Raw genomic sequence first — 17,736 nt, forward strand, 5'->3', positions numbered from 1 at the left:
CAGGCTCTATAGGTATCTCATGTCACTCCTTCGTCTACGTACGTTTGTGGAAGTCTATCGACAGCGCTCAATTAGCGGGGCGGCGCGCGCGCTCAATCTGACCCAGCCTGCGGTGTCGCAGCACATTGCCGGGCTGGAGGTCGCGGTGGGGCGTCGTCTCTTTGAGCGTCAGGCGAACGGTGTGACCCCAACGTCGGCAGCAGATGACTTAGCGGCGGATCTCGGGGATAAACTGGATGAAGCCGAAGCGGCGTTGGCTTCCGCTCGTGCGAGGTCAATGGATGTCGCGGGGACGCTGCATATCATTGGTCATGCGGATTTCATGGCTGAAGTGGTGTCAGAACAGCTGTTTCCGCTGCTTGAGGCGGGCGTTCGGGTGCATATGCATACCGGTGACGGCGACTTGATTAAACAGATGCTGCTGGAAGGACATTGCGATCTGGGCATAACGGCGCATCCCGTGACGGATAAGCGGCTGAAAAGCGATCTGTTAAAGAGTGCGACGCTACAGGCCGTGGCGGCGCCCGCGATTGTCGAACGGTTGATACAGGCCGACGATCTGCCGCAGGCGCTGGCACAGGAGCCAATGCTGGCGTATGACCTGGAACTTCCTCTGATTGATCACTGGCTGAAGAAGAACCGCATACAGGATAAGGGACTGGTGCCCGCCGTGGTGAGTCAGGATCTGCGTGCGCTACGCCGCGTGCTGACCAGCGGGTTTGGCTGGACGGTAATGCCGATATATTTATGTCAGGATCTGTTGGATTCGGGGGAACTTGTCATTATCCCGCCGCCTGTCGGCACCACGCAGCTTGATTACTATCTGGTCTGGGTGCCGGGCGCGCTGCGCCAACCACGTTTAGCCCATGCGCGGCAAACTTTTCTGTGGCGCTTACAGCACGCGGAATAATCTCGTCCTCGATTAAAAAAATGCCGTTTTTCAAGACATAATGAGGCGTAGCCTGCTGCCAGCTCCGCCTTCCTTTTTGCTTGCTCCTCACTTTCCATCCTGTGATCGCCATAAACGAACTGCGAGTTTTGTTCAGTTAAAATGGCTTTTTATAAAATCTTTGAAGCGGATCGCACCAATCTTCCCTGTGCTGCCAGCGTAGGGGACGTGATGGCAAAAGCGCAAAGGTTTTCACGATCGCCGAGCGCTAACGTAACAGCGTGACACCCTCATAACTAGAAATGCTCGGGGAAGGATGGCGATGAAAACACGTAAGATCGGTTTGGCTAACTATTTAGCCTACGGTTCAGGGGACTTTCTTGGTGCGGGTACAACCGCGCTGACGGCCGCTTGGTTACTCTATTTTTACACCACGTTCTGCGGCTTAACGCCGATTGAAGCAACTTTTATTTTTGCGATGGCACGCGTGCTCGATGCTGTCGTCAGCCCGCTGATGGGCTTCCTGACCGATAACTTCGGCTCAACCTGGCTGGGCAAGCGCTTCGGCCGTCGTAAGTTCTTTATTCTGCTCGGTATTCCCTGCGTATTCAGCTACAGCTTCATGTGGGTCGGGGATATGGGCTATTGGTACTATCTGCTGACGTACCTGCTGTTCGATATCGTCTATACGATGGTGCTGGTGCCGTATGAAACGCTGGTGCCGGAAATGACTGACGATTTCAAACAGAAAACCAAGTTCTCTGGCGCACGTATCGCGCTGGCGCAGCTTTCCGCGATTTTAGCTGCTTTCTTGCCGGGCATTCTGCTGGGCTACTTCGGTAAAGACAATGCCGTGTCCTTCTTCTATTCGAGTCTGGTGTTCTCGATTATCTGCGCCCTGGTGCTGACGCTAGTCTATTTCTTTACCTGGGAGCGGCCACGCGATCAGATGTCAGAAGCATCGCTGCGGGCGGAAAAAGAGCGTCAGTCCCTGACGCTGAGCCAAAGCTTGAAACGGCTGAACGTTGAACTGGTTTCTACGCTGCGTATTCGCATTTTCCGCCAGCATCTCGGTATGTATCTGGGCGGTTATATCGCGCAGGATGTGTTCAACGCCGTGTTTACCTACTATGTAGTCTTTGTGCTGATGCAAAGCCCGACGATGGCCTCTAACCTGATGGGAACGATGGCGATTCTGCAATTTATTGCGGTGATAGGCATGATTCCGCTGTGTATCCGCTTTGGGCCAGCCCCCTCTTATCGTTTTGTTGTGTGCCTGTTTGGCCTGAGTGCGCTCTCCTACGCCGTCCTGTGGTACAGCGGCCTGCATGACACCTTCTCTCTGTTGCTGCTGATCTCTGCGCTGGCGGGTATCGGACGCGGCGGGATCAACTACGTACCGTGGAACACCTACACTTACATCGCCGATGTGGATGAAGTGATCACCGCGCAGCGTCGTGAAGGCATCTTCGCTGGGATTATGACGCTGACTCGTAAAGCCTCTCAGGCCGGTGCGGTGATGCTGGTGGGGATTGTGTTGCAACTATCCGGTTTTGTATCCGGGCAGAGCGTACAAGCGCCGAGCGTCAGCCACACGATTCTGATGATTTTAAGCTTCGGCACTGTGTGTGTGCTGGCGCTGGGCTTCCTGGTTTCTCTACGCTTTAAGCTCAACCTGCAAACGCACAGCGTGCTGAGGGAAGAGACGTTGAAAATGCGTGAAGCCGGGCGCCCAGTGCCGGAGAAGATTACGCCGCAGGCGCGGGCGACGGTCGAAATGCTGGCTGGTATGCCGTATGAATCGCTGTGGGGCAACAACAATATTGGCTATCTGAACCGTCATAACGGCGACAAGCCGGTAACGCATGTGACACAGCCGTAACTGTATTGAACTGTTAACTGATAACTCAATTGGATGAATGACTATGACCGTATTCAGTGTAAAACATAGCCCGCTTTTACGTCAGCCGGAACGCTTCATCTCCCGTGAGGATCTGAAGGCGCTGATTTGCCGTATCACCGACAATCTGGTGAATATTGAGGATAAAACCGGTGAGTTCTTGTTACGGCTGGACGATGGTCGGGTGATTGATACCAAAGGCTGGGCAGGGTGGGAGTGGACGCACGGCATCGGGCTGTACGGGATTTATCAGTATTATCAGCAGACGGGTGACGAGCAGATGCGCGCCATCATTGACGACTGGTTTACTGAACGTCTGGCGGAAGGCACACCGACGAAGAACGTGAACACCGTGTGCCCGTTCCTGACGCTGGCTTATCGCTATGAAGAAACGGGCGATGCCCGCTGGCTGCCGTATCTGGAGCGCTGGGCGGAGTGGGTGATGTATGAAATGCCGCGCACGGACAAGCAGGGCTTGCAGCACATTGTTTATAACAACGAAAACCATCAGCAACTGTGGGACGACACGCTGATGATGAGCGTGCTGCCGCTGGCGAAAATCGGCAAGCTGTTAAACCGACCGGAGTTTGTAGAAGAAGCGACATATCAGTTCATGCTGCACGTGCAATACCTGATGGATCGTGAAAGCGGCCTGTGGTTCCACGGTTGGACGTTTGAAGGGCAGCACAACTACGCCAAAGCACGCTGGGCGCGTGGTAATAGCTGGCTGACCATTGTCATTCCTGAATTTATCGAACTGTTGGATCTGCCGGAGCACAACGCAACGCGCCGTTTCCTGTTGCAGGTGTTGGAAAGCCAGATTGAAGCATTGGCAAAATATCAGGATGACAGCGGCCTATGGCACACGCTGATCGACGATCCAAACTCATACCTTGAAAGCTCGGCAACTGCCGGTTTTGCCTACGGTATTTTGAAAGCGGTGCGCAAGCGCTATGTCGACCCGAGCTACGCTGAGGTTGCGGAGAAAGCGATTCGCGGCGTGATTAATCACGTCAATAAGGACGGTGAACTGACGCAGGTGTCATTCGGCACCGCGATGGGTACCGATCTGGATTTCTACCGCAACATAGCGCTGACCTCCATGCCTTACGGTCAGGCGATGGCAATCCTGTGTCTGGCGGAATACCTGCGGGTCTATTTGTAAAGGGTTAACGTGAGCGCTGCCTCTTAGTCATATTTGTTATGCTGGCTAAGGGGGGAGTTTCGTGCGCCACACCGCCGCTATTCATATGCGATACTCTACACGCGCCCGACGCAGGGCGCTCAGTCGCCGCCGCCCTGCGAACCCAGGCTTCCGGCTAAATTATGCCGCTGCGCGGTTCCATCGGTGTACCTGACCGCTAGTCGAGCCGCCAGTGACGCGCTCCCGACGCGGCACTGGCTTTCGCGACGTCCTGTCGCTCACTCGGCGGTCAAGCTCACCGCTGCATAATTTTTACGCCGGATAACGGCAAAACCCATAATAATTCGCAGCATCTGTGTATAAGAAACTCGTGAAGGTAAGCGGAATGTTTCATTTCCCGCCCGCCAAGTCGATAAAATTCCCAGTGACGTAAGAGGCCTCGTCCGATAAGAGCCAGCCTATCGCCTGCGCGACTTCCATCGGGTGACCACCCCGTTTCATAGGCAGCGAATGTTTGACGCGATCGACCCTTGCCGGTTCTCCACCGTCAGCGTGCATATCGGTATAAATAAAACCGGGCCGCACGGCGTTAACCCGAATGCCCTGATCGGCGACTTCCAGAGATAAACCAATAGTTAAGGTATCGAGCGCGCCCTTTGAGGCCGCATAGTCGATATATTCGTGTGGCGAACCCAGCCGAGCGGCTGCGGATGACACGTTGACGATAGCTCCGCCTTTTCCGCCATGCCGTAATGCCATGCGTTTGACCGCTTCCCGAGCACAGAGAAAACTGCCCACCGTGTTGGTGGCAAAAATATCGTTAAGCCGTATGGCATCAAGTTGTTCAATAGTGGCCTGAGGTTTGAGTATCGCGGCGTTATTCACTAGGCCTGTCAGATGCCCAAGCATTTTATCGGTTTGCTTAAAGAGTTCGATGACCTGCTCTTCATCGGCGATATCGACCTGAACGGCGATGGCCGTTCCGCCGCTCGCGCGTATCTCTTCGAGGACGCTATTCGCACTATCCTGCTGGGTGCGGTAGCCGATACAAATCTTGTGGCCTTTTCCTGCCAGATAGCGTGCGGTTGCGCGACCGATGCCGCGCGAACCGCCAGTAATTAACGTAATGAATTCCATTCTGCCCCTTAGTTTTTTAGCCCCGCCATACTGTAATTCGCAGGGATCCAGCGATAGCCGTTTGGTTTACCGCTTGAATCATACACGGCTTTGACCTGACCTAAACCGGGGAAGGAAATGTGTGCCGCACCAATCCATTCATTATTCTGCGCCGCCTCTGCCAGAATCTGTAAACGCGCTTCTGCGGCTTCATCCATATTGCGATCGAAATCGATCGTGGTCATCGGACGAGGAAATTGTACCGCTTCGGCATGGATCGTATCGCCCCATAGCGTCAGTTTTTGACCGTCACTTTCGATCTGATAAAGACTATGACCTGGCGTATGCCCCGGCGCTGGAACAGCGGTAATGCCCGGAAAAAGCGGCTGCTTGCCGGAGAAGGTTTTCAGCCGTTTGGCCGCAACGACGGGCTGCAATGAATCCTCCGACTGCCCGAACGTGTGTTTCTCGCTATCCCGAACATGGTTGCTGTTAGACGGATTGAGCCAGAAATCCACATCTTTCTGATTAACGTAAACGGTGGCGTTAGGGAAAACTAGCTTGCCGTCACGCGAGACGCCGCCAGAGTGATCGGCATGAATATGGGTCAGCAAAACGGTATCAATCTTCTCAGGTGGATAGCCAGCGGCGCGCAGGTTGTCGGGTAATTTCCCTCCCTGTTTTCCGAATAGCGGCCCAGCCCCTGTGTCTACCAGTATCAGCTGTTTACCCGTATTAATGAGATACGCGTTAATTGAGGTTTCAACCTGCGGCTGGAGATTCTTTTGCGCCAGCAGGTGCAGCATGTCCTCGTGGGGAATGTGGGTGAGCAGCTTATCCAGTGGGATAGTGACCGTACCGTCAGAAAGGGCAGTAATTTCAAACTGGCCTAGCATCATCCGGTAATAACCCGGCGCCTGCGTTCTCAGTTGAGGCACCGATTCTGCTTCGGCGATAAGGGGCGTTCCCGTCAGCAAAACCACGGGTAATAATGTCTGTTTCAGAAGATTCATTTTCATTATGTATTCCTGGAAGGTGACCCTGCTCGTCAGGGACTGGAACGATTATTCTGCTGACGCTACTATTGTTCAAATTGATTAACTTGATACTGACTATCATGGAAAATGATTTTCGAGGCGTAGATTTAAATCTGCTGGTGACATTTCTGGTGTTGTATCGCGAGAAAAGCGTCTCCGCTGCGGCGGATAAGCTGCATTTGGGGCAGCCCGCCGTAAGTGGTGCGCTGGCGCGTTTGCGTACACTGTTTGACGATCCGCTGTTTATCCGCACGGGGCAGGTGATGCGCCCAACGGCGCGCGCGGATTATCTGGCGACCCAACTGTCACCTACTTTTGAACAGTTGCAGTCGGTTTTGGGCGATCCCGAGAGATTTGATCCGCGGACAGATTCACGTGTGATCACGCTGGGAATGACCGATTGGGTAGAAATATGGCTGATGCCGTTGTTGCTGAAACGGCTCAACGCGACTGCGCCTAATTTGCGCATCAACCTTGTTGCCACCGATCCATTTTTGGATGTGGATCGGCTGGAAAATGACAGCGTCGATCTGGTGATCTCCGTTACCAGCTCGCAGGCCAACTGGTTGAAGCAGCGCGCGCTGCTATCGTCAGGGTTCCGAGCGCTTTGGCATCCGCAGCAGCTCACGTTGCCATGTCCTCTTCCTTTGGCTCTATACAGCCAGCAGCGCCATTTACTGGTGACTTACCGTGAACGTGCACGTGGTGTCGTGGACGACATGCTGGAAAAACAGGAAATGACGCGGACGATTCATTACACCACGCCGCATTTCTCCGCTCTGCCGGGAATATTGCAGCAAACGCCGTCAGTCGCTACCGTACCGGAAAAGCTGGCGACGCTGTGGTGTCAGCATTACGGCCTGGTCGACAGCCCGGTTCCGCTTGATTTACCGAGGTATACGCTCTCGGCGCTCTGGCATGCAAGGCAGGACAGTAATCCGGCAATCAAGTGGCTGTATGAGCAAATTGCGGAGGTGGTGGAGGAGCAGGAGGCGAATTCGCCCCCTGCTTGAGTGACGGCGAGGGGATTACTGTGACAGCCCAGCTATGCTGTAATTCGCCGGAAGCCAGCGGTAACCGTTGGTGGTGCCGTTGCGTTCCAGGCGTGTACCTACGTGGCCGATGCCGGGGAAGGGCAGGTGAGCACCCGCGACCCAATAACCCTGACTAGCGGCGTCGGCCAGTGCTTTATTACGAGATTCCGTCGCCTGATCCATATTTGAGTCAAAGCTGATGGTGGTGGCTGGTAAGCTCATCTGTACTGCTTCCGCATGAACGATGTCTCCCCATACCAGCAACTTTTTCCCCTCGCTTTCAACCATAAACGAGGTGTGTCCCGGCGTATGCCCTGGGCTTGGAATCGCGGTGATTCCGGGCAGAAGTACCGTCTGCGGGGCTGGGAAGGTTTTCAGCTTGTTATCTTTCTTAATGGCATCAAAGATGTTCTGCACGCGTTGGAACGCCGCCTTTCTACCTTCTGGCGCATTCTTCAGATTTTCTGGGATGAGCCAGAAGTCGGTTTCTGGTTGACTGACATACACGGTGGCATTCGGGTAGTTCAGCTTATTGTCCTGCACCAAACCGCCAAAGTGGTCACCGTGTAGGTGGGTCATCAATACGGTATCGACCTGTTCAGGCTTATAACCCGCCGCAATCAGATTCGGCAGCACTTTCCCTACCGTAGGGTTACTTTGTTTACCGTTGCCGGTATCGATCAGAATCAGGTGTTTCCCGGTATTGACCAAATAGGCGTTGATCGATGTTTCCACCTGTGGCGTTAGCGATTTTTCTGCCAACAGTTCGGTGATTTTTTCCGGAGGGGTGCGCTGCAACAGTTTGTCCATGGACATGGTGTTGGTGCCGTCAGACAGGGCGGTGATTTCAAACTGTCCGAGCATCATGCGGTAATAGCCTGGCTGCGTTTTAACCTGGGCGATATCCTGTGCCTGCGTAAACGCAGGCACAAATGCACAAGAGGCGAGTAATAGGGCTAATGGTTTCAATAACTTCATTTATTTTTGTCCTTGTTAATAATGAAACATGAAAGCAGGCGAAATCGTAACAACAGATTGATTATTGACGCACTCGTCGAATTACTCAACTGTCCTCGGCTTGGCGTGTTGCTGACGAATAGGTTGCTGAGCAGCTGCCGCCCTGCAACGCGAATGATTTAGGGTATAATGTGTTTTTTAAGTCAGCGAGACAGTGAAAAACATGCAGTACCCGATTAATGAAATGTTCCAGACGTTACAGGGCGAAGGCTATTTTACCGGTGTTCCGGCGGTGTTTGTGCGCCTGCAAGGTTGCCCGGTAGGCTGTAGCTGGTGCGATACCAAACATACCTGGGACAAACTGGTAGAGCGGGAAACCTCATTGGATCAGGTGCTGGTAAAAACGGAAGAAAGCGACGCCTGGGGCGCGGCGAGTGCGGACGATATTCTGGCACTGATGGCGCAGCAAGGTTACACCGCACGCCACATTGTGATCACCGGTGGCGAGCCCTGCATTCATGATTTGGCACCGCTGACGCTACAACTGGAAAAGCAGGGCTTCAGCTGCCAGATCGAAACCAGCGGCACGCACGACGTGCGCTGTTCGCCCAAAACCTGGGTGACGGTATCGCCAAAGGTGAACATGCGTGGTGGCATGAAGGTGCTCGATCAGGCGCTGCAACGGGCAGATGAAATCAAACACCCGGTGGCGCGTGAACGTGATATCGAAGCGTTGGATGCACTGTTGGCGCGGCTTGATGATGATAAGCCGCGCATCGTAGCGTTACAGCCGATCAGTCAGAAAGACGACGCGACCAAACTGTGCATCGCGACCTGTATTGCCCGCAATTGGCGGCTTTCCATGCAGACGCATAAGTACCTGAATATCGCCTGATATCAGGAGGCGTGAGAAAAGGATCCTCACGCCAGACTACACGCTACTTCCTCGTTACTCGCCTTTATAGACGCAGCCTGCGGTGCAGGTTTCTTTCACCATCACGGCGCTGAGCAGCGGTAGTGTCGGCTTCAGCTGTTGCCAGATCCAGTGTGCCAGCACTTCGCTGGTTGGGTTTTCCAGACCGGGGATCTCATTCAGATAGTGATGATCCAACCGTTCCCATGTCGCCTTGAACGCGGCTTTCAGTTCAGAGAAATCCATCACCCAGCCGGTATACGGATCTACTTCACCGGTAATTTCCAGTCTCACCATGAAAGAGTGCCCATGCAGTCTCCCGCATTTGTGGCCTTCCGGCACGTGAGGCAAATGATGTGCGGCTTCAAACTGAAAATCTTTAAATAGTGTAGTGACCATAGCGATGTTCCCGGTTTCGTTCTGAAAAAGGGGCTTCCAGAACATAGTATGCAAAAAGCCGTCGCATACTACCCGAAAGTGCTTATTCTTCCAACTGCACGATCGCAGTGTGATGCCAGCCGGATGGCAGCGGATCGGGGCGGTGGATCGTCATGTGGCTGGTGGTCAGGTTTAGGACGCCACGGGCAAAGAGTGCAGGCATGCCGTCTGGATAATGCTCGACGCCGAAGGCACGACCTGTCGCAGGATCGACCCGATATGCATTGTCCAGCCCCATTCCTGTTGGGCGTTCTGGGTTGCAGGGTGGGCGCACATCGTACATGCCCTGTTCCGGTGAATCGCTCTGCCGCTGTTCGAGATGCACCGCGTGGAAGTGGATATCGCGAATGTAGCCTGCGGGTGTGCTGTGCAGGTTAATTGCCCCCTCGCTGATCCCAGCGATCTGAGAAAATTGTACCGCTTCGATCCGACCCGGCTCGATGGCGGGATCGCGATAGCGCACGGAGATAAAGATCGGATCGGCTTTGCCCCAGTGGCACGGATGTGCGGCAACGCACTGGAACGTGATGTTGCTGAATTGCAGGCGTCGGAATGCGCCACCATCACGAGAGATCAGGCCGATTGCGCGGTTGGTATCGTAAATAGCGCAGTTGCTGACGGAGATATCTTCGATATCGGCAAAGGTTTCGGTGCCGATTTTTAGCGCGCAGCTCTTGGAACGCAGCAGACAGTTGCTGATGACAACCTGCTGCACCTTACGTTGCAGATGGGGAGGCTTATGGGTGGTTTTGATGCACAGCGCATCGTCGGCAGCGCTCAATGAACAGTTACTGATTTGCACCTGCTGACAGCTGTCGAGATCCAACGCATCGGTATTCGCCATGCTCAGATCGTTATCAATCGTCAAACGTTCGACGATGATCTGGCGACAGCTGACCAGATGCACGGTCCACATTGGGGCGTGTTCAATCGTAAAATCACACAAACGAACGTGTTCGCAATCCTCGAAGACTACAATACGTGGGCGATGTTGTGCTGGCAGACGGTAGCCTTGATCGTCAGGCTCCGCAGAAAAATACGCATCGGCATTCCCCATGATCTTACCCTGACCGCAGATCGTGATATTGCGCTGTTGATAGGCATAAAGAAACGCACGGTGCGACAGTTCGGCCATGCTGATTGTCGCAGCCTGCGCAAACTGTTCATAATCACCGCTGACGATGAGTTCAGCTCCGGCCTCCAGTTGCAGACAAAAATTGGAAGGCAGCAGTAATCCCCCTAACAGATAACGTCCCGGTTCCACCGTCAGCGTGCCGCCGCCTTGCGCCGCAATCTGATCGATAGCTTGCTGAAAAATGGCGGTATCCGGTGTGACGCCATCAGCGGCGGGGGAGTATGACTGAATAGAGTGTTTCATGATGAGATCCAATTTTGTCCTTCATGATCGCATTGCAGCATGTTTTGGGGTGTTCGGCAGGTCTGCCACGATGAAATCTGCGGAGCTTGGAACTGGCTTCACAGCGCAGGGCATACCGCTTAAGAGAATGTGAAAGGCATAACGAAGAGGGCGACACGGTGCTTCATGCAGTGTGTGTTTCATCACGCTTTTAGGCTGCTTTCTCTCTTTTGCCGGGTACGTGGAGTGATTTTGTTGTTTTTGTGTTTCTTATTTGTGAATTAAATCTCTTTTTGGTGTGGTGCGTCGGTTAATGATGTGAGGCGCCTCCCTACCGCGTCAGATAGGACTCATGCTGCGTGGTTGAAATGCCTGCCAACGCGACGCTGTCATCAACATTTCTTCCATCCGTCCCGCAAATCACGCGTTTTCCCGCCGCGGTGACTGGCGCGATAAAAAAGGTTCTGCCTATCTTGTCAGGGTCGAGAAATGTAGCCATGTACCCTACCTGTTCTCATCTATACGCCACACCAGACACACCACAATAATAATGTCGTTGGGGGAAAAATGAGATTACTTGGACTGATTGTCATCGCCTTCTCTGCGCTCTGTTCGCTCGCGCAGGCTGCTGAACCAGTGGAATTACGCCTCTCCTGGTGGGGAGGAAACAGCCGTCATCAGGCGACGTTGAGCGCGCTGGAAGCTTTTCAGAAACACTATCCGCATATCAGTGTAAAACCTGAATATACCGGTTGGGACGGGCACTTATCTCGTCTGACGACGCAAATTGCCAGCGGTGAGGAGCCGGATGTACTCCAGGTGAACTGGAATTGGCTGCCGATTTTTTCCAAGACTGGCACTGGGTTTTATGACCTGAATAAGCTGACCGATACACTGAAATTGCAGGATTTCCCCGAAGATGCGCTGAAGCCAGCAACCATCGACGGTAAGGTGAACGCGATTTCCACCTCGCTGAATGCGTTGGTGATGTACTACAACACGGAAACCTGGAAGAAAGCCGGGCTGCCGTATCCCACCAGTTGGGATGAGCTGTTCCACGCGGGCAAGGTATTTAAAGAAAAACTGGGTGATAACTATTTCCCAATTGCTTCGCCTGCGCAGGACAGTGGTGAAGGCGTGTTGGAATTGATCAACTATTACATGACGCAGAAATATCAGATCGGCATGATCGATGAGAAGAACAAACGCTTTAACTACAGTGAGGCGCAATGGATCGAGGCATTCCGCTTCTACAAGCGTTTGATCGACGAACATGTAATGCCGTCTTCAAAGTATTACAACGCGTTTGGCAAAGTGGGCATGTATGAAACGCGCCCCTGGATTAACGGCGAATACGGTGGGGCGCATCTGTGGATTTCGGTTGTGAAGAAATACGCCGATCCGTTGGCAGCACCCGGTAAGCTTGAATTAGGACCGTATATCATGACGCCAGGTTCGGAGAATTCAGGGCAGTTCTTCAAGCCGTCGATGCTGTTTGCCATCAGCAAAAACACCAAACACCCGAAAGAAGCGGCGCTGTTGTTGAATTTCCTGATGAACGATCCTGAAGGCGCGCTGCTGATGGGGACCGAGCGCGGTATTCCGCTCAGCCGCATTGCCAGACATACGCTGGAAGAAAAGCAGAAGCTGGACACCAACGATCTGTCGGTTGCCGGATTATCGCTGGCGCTGCAAAAGCCGATGCAAACGCCCGTCTCTTCCTATCTTGAAGATCCTCAACTTGCCAGCCTGATCCTGCAAACCATCGAGCAGCTCGATTATAGTAAAAAGAGCGTCGAAGAGTCGGCGAAAAACTTCAGCAATTCTGGGGAGCGCATTCTGAAACGGGTGATTCGCTAGGGCTGTTAGTGATTAAGATAGTTATTGATGGGTAGGGACTGCCGGTGCGTTACGTGAGTTCAGCCAACTGCTGTTGCAGGCTATCGGCTAACGCGCGCGGACGCCCGGCATCAAACATCACATGCAGGCTCACCGGGTAATCCCGGTGTTGCAAACAGAAATCCTCCATCTCATGCCCAATGCCGTATAACGCCTGAATATTGGTTTTGGCGATTTCACGCAGCGTCCAGTTGTTCTCCACCTGTTTGCAGTAGTGCAACGTAAAGAAGGCTTTCTGCGCATGAACAAACGCGCGGCAATACAGGGTTAGACCACGCCATTCCTGTTGCCAGCGCTGTCTGAGCGCTTCCGGCATTGTGTGTTCACGGGAGAATTGCAGTGCTGCCTGCTGGCACTGTTCCGCCAACTGCCATGCGGCATCTTTCTCTTTAGCGATGTGATAGAGGTTCTGTGACGCTAGCTCTGCATGCTGCGGGTCGAATGTAATATCCTGACCGGAACCCGGCAACCAGTGGTTACGGTTGAGCTGACCGTACAGACTCCAGATTGCCTGACCAAAGCTAGTCGGCAGCAGGCTGTGGCGATGAAAAACGTGGTGACGCGTATAGAGCGACAGAGAAATGGCCTGATGCGCCTGATCAAGCAAGGCCTGCATCGTGTGCAGTACGCTATCGTCCGGTTGCCACTGATAGCGTGCCATTAACCACTGTGCAAACAGCGTACTTTCGTTTGTCGATGCAGTCTGGTTCGTGAGTAACCGGGAGCAGGCGAACAGCGTGAACTCGCTTAGCGTGCCGATCACGCTGTGGTTATCTACGCCTTCCCAACTGATACGGCACAGCGCGCTGACAATCGCGGGGTTTTTCTCCCGACACCACAGCAACCGCCCTTGTACCTCGGTGTAGCGCAGGAAGGGCAGATTGCCCCAGCCGACCTCTTCGCCAGCCAGATCCAGCTCGACCCAGACTTCACGCCCGTTAATGTCCAGCAGTGCCGGATTATTGGGAAATTCAGGCCAGAAACGCTCTGGCGTGACTTTGATGGCGACGGAGACGGATTCCGATAGCGTGCGAATAGCGTTCAGAACATTACCGATATCCTGATGGCTGGCGGGAAACGCGCGCAACACCAGATGGCGCTGGTGATAATGCATCACACGGGCGACGGCGGAGAATAAACGGTGGTAGATCTGCTCGCTGTCGGCGTGAGTTGGCCAGTGTGTGGTGACGGGAAGGACACCGTTAATCTCATCGCCAGAAGGGGCAGAAAAGCGCAGCAGACTGTCGCTGTTGGATATCGCCAGCAGCAGGCCGCTCAGCCGTGGGATTTGCTGCATCAGTAGCTCGACTTTGGCGGCAAGATAGTCGCACCAAAAATCGGTATCCATGCGAAGGCTCTGTTTGTCGTCGAGTAATTCTGGGTGATGAAGCAGTAGATCCGTGGGAAACGACAGCTCTTTACATTGCAGATACAGCGCCAGACCCTGTTCACGGCAGTGTGCTGCAACCTGATTCAGATAAACGCAGCGGGAACGCTGCTGGCTGCTGATGCGATCGTCAAAGCGCGCGTTGTTGTAGGCTTCCGGGGTTACCAGTTTATCCAGTAAATCTGCCGCACCCAGAACCAGCGTATTGAAGCCGTGTTCACGGGCATAATCGACGACCGAAATGACCTGTTGCCAGTGCCAAATATCCTGCGTATTGAGTTCCAGTGCGCGTCGTTGCCACATCATTCTTCTCCCGTTGCTACTGGCGTGAGTATCGCATTGATGTGCTATCGCAAAGGATAAATTCCTGGGGTGAACGCCAGAAATGTGAGCCTGTTCGCTAATGTCGATCGTCTAAGGCACTGTTGGTGGGGAATTTACCGTGGGAATGACTTTTGCTGACTGCTTATGACGCGCTAACCTGTGGAGAACGGGGCGGCAGACGTTGCGATGCCAGCTAAAAACCTTCCAGCAGCCTTAATTGGCTGAACGTTAATGGGCGATAGAAAATGTATCCTTGAATACCAATCGGATGGTATTTATTTAACCGATTCAAATCGGTGGCTTTTTCAACGCCTTCACAGATAATATTTACGCCAAGAGGGATAAGTTTATTCAATAAGACTTTTAGTTTTTGTGATTTTGTCTCTTCTTTACCTATACCATCTATAATGGAACGATCGATTTTTATTGTATCAAAGTTAAACAAACTTAAGCTGTCTATCTGTAGGTTTCCTGCACCAAAATCATCTAATGAAATCATAAAACCATATTTCTTTGCTTGGTTTAAAAACGGAATTCCATCAATTAACTGTTGTCGGGTCGTTTTTTCACTGATCTCTATTTCTATATTTTGTGGACTGACCTTATGTATTACGCATTTTTGATACAATCTTTCCAAATAGGGCATATTATTAAAAAGTAAGTGTGACAAATTGAATGATATTGTCATGCTACTTTTATTTTTTATTACCTGACAGACAACATCAAACATAAAATCTGTCACTTCATCGATGGCTCGACATTTCTCAATTTGATCTATTGTCTGCTGGGTCGATGCCAACACGCCTTCTGAGTTATAAAACCTGGCAAGGGCTTCATAGCGAAATATTTTATTTTGAGGGAGATGGATAATAGGCTGAAACTCTGCTGTCAGCCTAAAAATTTTCCCATCGATATTCAATGTTGTTGTATTCATTTTACTGATTACTCACCCTCTCCATAGAAATAGCAATTCCATAACATTGCTCGTCTGGATTCTACACAGTAATTTGGAATGTTTGGAAATTGTTTTAAATGATCAATAATTCTCATTTGATAGTCATTGGCTATTGATTAAAAAATAATGATCGTTTAAATCTATGTATGTATTGGTTTTTTGTATCTTAAATTGATATTTTTGTGGTTTTTAATGTTTATTATTTTTGTTTTTTTAGAATTAATCTTCTTTTTGTTTAAATTTAAGTCTATTTTGCGAGGGTGTGTGGTCGTTGTGCCTTCTAGGCATCCTTGTTAGGATGATAAACAACGATGAGATCGTCGTTTCGTAATGATATTGGGATGAGAAAAAATAAGAAATTGAGCCTGCTTGACGTTTACCCAGTAAAGGTCGGCATTTTTCTAAATCATTAAATCCCACGAAAGAATTTGTTTTTATTAAAAAGAGAGAAGTCCTTTTTGGGATTTTTGATATATCACCATCGCATTAATAGGTGGATCTTATAGTGGAAAAATTTTCTCCCCCTCCCGCTAAAGTGATTAGCACATTGCTGCAACATACCTATGTTATGTCTATCTATGCTAAAGATATGCTATATGCATTGAAGGCAGACGTTGCGGAACTGAATCTGGATAAAAGCCGAATCGTGTTGGATGTGGAATATTCTGGCTCGGATATCGACAGATATCTTGCCGATGGTGGTTTGAATTTTGATCTGGAAGCACTCAAAGGTACGGAGAGCATCGAACGCGAAACCTACAGTCTTTGTAATATTCCTACACAATTATTCAAGATGGACAGTATGTTTTATCGGCTGGAGTGCCGTTTGCCTGAGTCTGTTTTCGTCATGGAAAACAGAGGTGCGATTCGTATTCCTTTTATTCTTGGCATGCAGGCCCGTGCTCGTATTGAAGTGTATATGCATACACTTAACGTACCCGGAACGCTGCGTAATTTATCAACCGGTGGATGTCTGGTCGAAATCGATCTGGTTGAGAGTATTGCGATTGAAGTCGGTCAAGATATTCCCGGAATCACGCTTGAATTCCCTAACGGAGAAAGTTTTTATGCCGAGGGGAAAATTCGCCATATACGGCCATTTGGGAATAATGGCTATGCCGCCGTCGGTATCCAATTTATCAATTTGTCTTCATCCCAGTCGGAAGCCTTGCTTCACTACACGAATGAGTCGGAAAGAGAAGCGGCATATCGAACTGGCGTTACTGGCAGCATGGTGTATTCGTCCCCGCTATTCATTCCGGGCACCAAGGAGAAAAGTCTGTTGCTGCGAGAAAGTCAGGAGCGAGAGAAACGTACTCGCCAGACGCCGATGGAACGAGGAGTGATGGAGGTTGCTCACCGGCTTCAGATTGGGCTGATGTACATGAAAACTCGCAATCAACTGCCTATTGATATCTTTTACGACTGCGTCGACACCCTGCTCTATATGGTCAAAAAAGAGAGAAAAGCCTTTCTGTATGCGCTGTCTTTCCTGCGCGATGAAGCAGATTGGGTCAGGCATGCTGTTCAGGTCGCGGGGAAGCTGGCCGACATGCTGTTAATTTCCGATCCGCATAATCCTCAGGTGCGTGAGGCGGTGTTAGGCGCGTTACTCCACACGATGGGCAAGCCTCTACTGGTAAACGCCCATCTTCCGTCGCTGAAAGTGAATATGAATCCGGCGCAGAAAGCGATCCTTAGCGGCCATGTCGGCGTGCTATGCGCGAAATTACGTGAGCTAGGCTGGGTGATAACTCCCACGTGTCGGGATGTGATTGAGAATGCTAACGAGCGTTTGGACGGCAGCGGCTATCCGCACGGTAAACAGGTGGATCAACTATCGGAGTTAGTCCGATTAGTCTCTGTAATTAAAGCGATTAATAAGCTAAGGCATACGCGCAATGGCATTTCTCCCCGTACGCCATTGGCTGCTTACCGTAAAATCTATGAGGCGAACGGTGCCTATGATAAGGCTATTCTGGTCAGGTACGTGCAAATTTACGGCCTTTACCCAATAGGGAGTCTGGCGAAATACTCGGGAGGCTTTCTTGGGTGGGTGATGGATATTGATAAAAAGGGTAAGCCTATCGTGGTGCATCTCATCAAGAATCTCCGCTTTCCTGATACCAATATCAGCAGTGTCGTTTCTAATGGCGACTTATTACAGGTCGGTAAGCTCGAAAATATCGTTCATCCTGACGATTTCGGCATGAAAGTCCTAAAAATTTAGCCCACATCCTGTTTGTATGGGGCTGCGCGGCAGCCCCTCTTTCCTCATGATTTCCTGCCCATATCGCCATGAAACGCGCACCCCATCGGCTATAACACTTTAAGCAGTAAGGACTATCAGAAAAACCATTTAGTCATTTTGGTTATTTAATATTTC

15 protein-coding genes are annotated in these 17,736 nt (G+C 51.5%); 7 read left to right on the top strand and 8 right to left on the bottom strand.

Going from position 1 to position 17,736, the window contains the following annotated elements; genetic code table 11:
• The first annotated feature begins 19 nt into the window (after nucleotides 1-19).
• From DUT67_RS04410 to DUT67_RS04420, 3 genes are all read left to right on the top strand, one after another.
• Nucleotides 20-910, top strand: coding sequence for a LysR family transcriptional regulator (locus DUT67_RS04410; protein WP_113626742.1), 891 nt, complete (start codon nucleotides 20-22; stop codon nucleotides 908-910).
• A gap of 301 nt (nucleotides 911-1,211) precedes the next feature.
• Nucleotides 1,212-2,771 carry an MFS transporter gene (locus DUT67_RS04415; RefSeq protein ID WP_113626768.1) on the top strand — a complete coding sequence of 520 codons (1,560 nt, stop codon included), beginning with the start codon at nucleotides 1,212-1,214 and terminating at the stop codon, nucleotides 2,769-2,771.
• 43 nt (nucleotides 2,772-2,814) lie between these two features.
• Nucleotides 2,815-3,954, top strand: a complete 1,140-nt coding sequence (locus DUT67_RS04420; protein WP_039293390.1) for a glycoside hydrolase family 105 protein — start codon at nucleotides 2,815-2,817, stop codon at nucleotides 3,952-3,954.
• 369 nt (nucleotides 3,955-4,323) lie between these two features.
• Here the strand turns inward: DUT67_RS04420 and DUT67_RS04425 are convergent, their stop codons facing one another.
• Nucleotides 4,324-5,070: an SDR family oxidoreductase gene (locus DUT67_RS04425; protein WP_113632822.1), complete on the bottom strand. Its 747-nt coding sequence runs from the start codon at nucleotides 5,068-5,070 to the stop codon at nucleotides 4,324-4,326.
• Nucleotides 5,071-5,078: 8 nt separating this feature from the next.
• Nucleotides 5,079-6,068: an MBL fold metallo-hydrolase gene (locus DUT67_RS04430; protein ID WP_113632823.1), complete on the bottom strand. Its 990-nt coding sequence runs from the start codon at nucleotides 6,066-6,068 to the stop codon at nucleotides 5,079-5,081.
• Nucleotides 6,069-6,166: 98 nt separating this feature from the next.
• On the opposite strand from DUT67_RS04430, the gene DUT67_RS04435 reads away from it, so the two are divergent.
• Nucleotides 6,167-7,099: a LysR substrate-binding domain-containing protein gene (locus DUT67_RS04435; RefSeq protein WP_113632824.1), complete on the top strand. Its 933-nt coding sequence runs from the start codon at nucleotides 6,167-6,169 to the stop codon at nucleotides 7,097-7,099.
• A gap of 15 nt (nucleotides 7,100-7,114) precedes the next feature.
• Here the strand turns inward: DUT67_RS04435 and DUT67_RS04440 are convergent, their stop codons facing one another.
• Nucleotides 7,115-8,098, bottom strand: coding sequence for an MBL fold metallo-hydrolase (locus DUT67_RS04440; protein ID WP_113632825.1), 984 nt, complete (start codon nucleotides 8,096-8,098; stop codon nucleotides 7,115-7,117).
• A gap of 202 nt (nucleotides 8,099-8,300) precedes the next feature.
• Between DUT67_RS04440 and queE the strand changes: the two genes are divergently transcribed.
• Entirely contained in the window at nucleotides 8,301-8,972 is a 672-nt protein-coding gene (gene queE / locus DUT67_RS04445) for a 7-carboxy-7-deazaguanine synthase QueE (RefSeq protein ID WP_113632826.1), read from the top strand.
• A 54-nt stretch (nucleotides 8,973-9,026) separates the two neighbouring features.
• Here queE and queD read toward each other — a convergent pair whose 3' ends face one another.
• The 3 genes from queD to DUT67_RS04460 all read right to left on the bottom strand — a co-directional run bounded on the left by queD (nucleotide 9,027) and on the right by DUT67_RS04460 (nucleotide 11,284).
• Nucleotides 9,027-9,389, bottom strand: a complete 363-nt coding sequence (gene queD / locus DUT67_RS04450; RefSeq protein ID WP_039293382.1) for a 6-carboxytetrahydropterin synthase QueD — start codon at nucleotides 9,387-9,389, stop codon at nucleotides 9,027-9,029.
• Between the two features lie 82 nt (nucleotides 9,390-9,471).
• The gene (locus DUT67_RS04455) at nucleotides 9,472-10,806 is read right to left on the bottom strand and encodes a glycoside hydrolase family 28 protein (protein ID WP_113632827.1); all 1,335 of its coding nucleotides are present in this window, start codon (nucleotides 10,804-10,806) and stop codon (nucleotides 9,472-9,474) included.
• A 310-nt stretch (nucleotides 10,807-11,116) separates the two neighbouring features.
• On the bottom strand, nucleotides 11,117-11,284 hold the full coding sequence (locus DUT67_RS04460; RefSeq protein ID WP_157860054.1) for a hypothetical protein: 168 nt from the start codon (nucleotides 11,282-11,284) through the stop codon (nucleotides 11,117-11,119).
• Nucleotides 11,285-11,352: 68 nt separating this feature from the next.
• Between DUT67_RS04460 and DUT67_RS04465 the strand changes: the two genes are divergently transcribed.
• Complete coding sequence (locus DUT67_RS04465) at nucleotides 11,353-12,645, top strand: ABC transporter substrate-binding protein (RefSeq protein WP_048261997.1); 1,293 nt, start codon at nucleotides 11,353-11,355, stop codon at nucleotides 12,643-12,645.
• Nucleotides 12,646-12,694: 49 nt separating this feature from the next.
• Here DUT67_RS04465 and DUT67_RS04470 read toward each other — a convergent pair whose 3' ends face one another.
• Both DUT67_RS04470 and DUT67_RS04475 read right to left on the bottom strand, forming a co-directional pair.
• Entirely contained in the window at nucleotides 12,695-14,374 is a 1,680-nt protein-coding gene (locus DUT67_RS04470; protein WP_113632828.1) for a hypothetical protein, read from the bottom strand.
• Between the two features lie 214 nt (nucleotides 14,375-14,588).
• Nucleotides 14,589-15,329 (bottom strand): EAL domain-containing protein, encoded by a 741-nt coding sequence (locus DUT67_RS04475; RefSeq protein ID WP_048261994.1) that lies wholly within the window; start codon nucleotides 15,327-15,329, stop codon nucleotides 14,589-14,591.
• 526 nt (nucleotides 15,330-15,855) lie between these two features.
• On the opposite strand from DUT67_RS04475, the gene DUT67_RS04480 reads away from it, so the two are divergent.
• Nucleotides 15,856-17,580: a PilZ domain-containing protein gene (locus DUT67_RS04480; RefSeq protein ID WP_113632829.1), complete on the top strand. Its 1,725-nt coding sequence runs from the start codon at nucleotides 15,856-15,858 to the stop codon at nucleotides 17,578-17,580.
• Nucleotides 17,581-17,736: the final 156 nt, after the last annotated feature.

Origin of the sequence: Pectobacterium peruviense (assembly GCF_003312355.2) — a bacterium.
Classification (GTDB): Bacteria; Pseudomonadota; Gammaproteobacteria; order Enterobacterales; family Enterobacteriaceae; genus Pectobacterium; species Pectobacterium peruviense.

Bases quoted from the DNA above. Each gene is read 5' to 3' on its own strand.
- DUT67_RS04460 (WP_157860054.1), bottom strand. From the start codon at position 11,284: ATGGCTACATTTCTCGACCCTGACAAGATAGGCAGAACCTTTTTTATC.
- DUT67_RS04465 (WP_048261997.1), top strand. From the start codon at position 11,353: ATGAGATTACTTGGACTGATTGTCATCGCCTTCTCTGCGCTCTGTTCG.
- queD (WP_039293382.1), bottom strand. From the start codon at position 9,389: ATGGTCACTACACTATTTAAAGATTTTCAGTTTGAAGCCGCACATCAT.
- DUT67_RS04420 (WP_039293390.1), top strand. From the start codon at position 2,815: ATGACCGTATTCAGTGTAAAACATAGCCCGCTTTTACGTCAGCCGGAA.
- DUT67_RS04455 (WP_113632827.1), bottom strand. From the start codon at position 10,806: ATGAAACACTCTATTCAGTCATACTCCCCCGCCGCTGATGGCGTCACA.
- DUT67_RS04470 (WP_113632828.1), bottom strand. From the start codon at position 14,374: ATGTGGCAACGACGCGCACTGGAACTCAATACGCAGGATATTTGGCAC.
- DUT67_RS04475 (WP_048261994.1), bottom strand. From the start codon at position 15,329: ATGAATACAACAACATTGAATATCGATGGGAAAATTTTTAGGCTGACA.
- DUT67_RS04430 (WP_113632823.1), bottom strand. From the start codon at position 6,068: ATGAAAATGAATCTTCTGAAACAGACATTATTACCCGTGGTTTTGCTG.
- DUT67_RS04425 (WP_113632822.1), bottom strand. From the start codon at position 5,070: ATGGAATTCATTACGTTAATTACTGGCGGTTCGCGCGGCATCGGTCGC.
- queE (WP_113632826.1), top strand. From the start codon at position 8,301: ATGCAGTACCCGATTAATGAAATGTTCCAGACGTTACAGGGCGAAGGC.
- DUT67_RS04410 (WP_113626742.1), top strand. From the start codon at position 20: ATGTCACTCCTTCGTCTACGTACGTTTGTGGAAGTCTATCGACAGCGC.
- DUT67_RS04415 (WP_113626768.1), top strand. From the start codon at position 1,212: ATGAAAACACGTAAGATCGGTTTGGCTAACTATTTAGCCTACGGTTCA.
- DUT67_RS04435 (WP_113632824.1), top strand. From the start codon at position 6,167: ATGGAAAATGATTTTCGAGGCGTAGATTTAAATCTGCTGGTGACATTT.
- DUT67_RS04440 (WP_113632825.1), bottom strand. From the start codon at position 8,098: ATGAAGTTATTGAAACCATTAGCCCTATTACTCGCCTCTTGTGCATTT.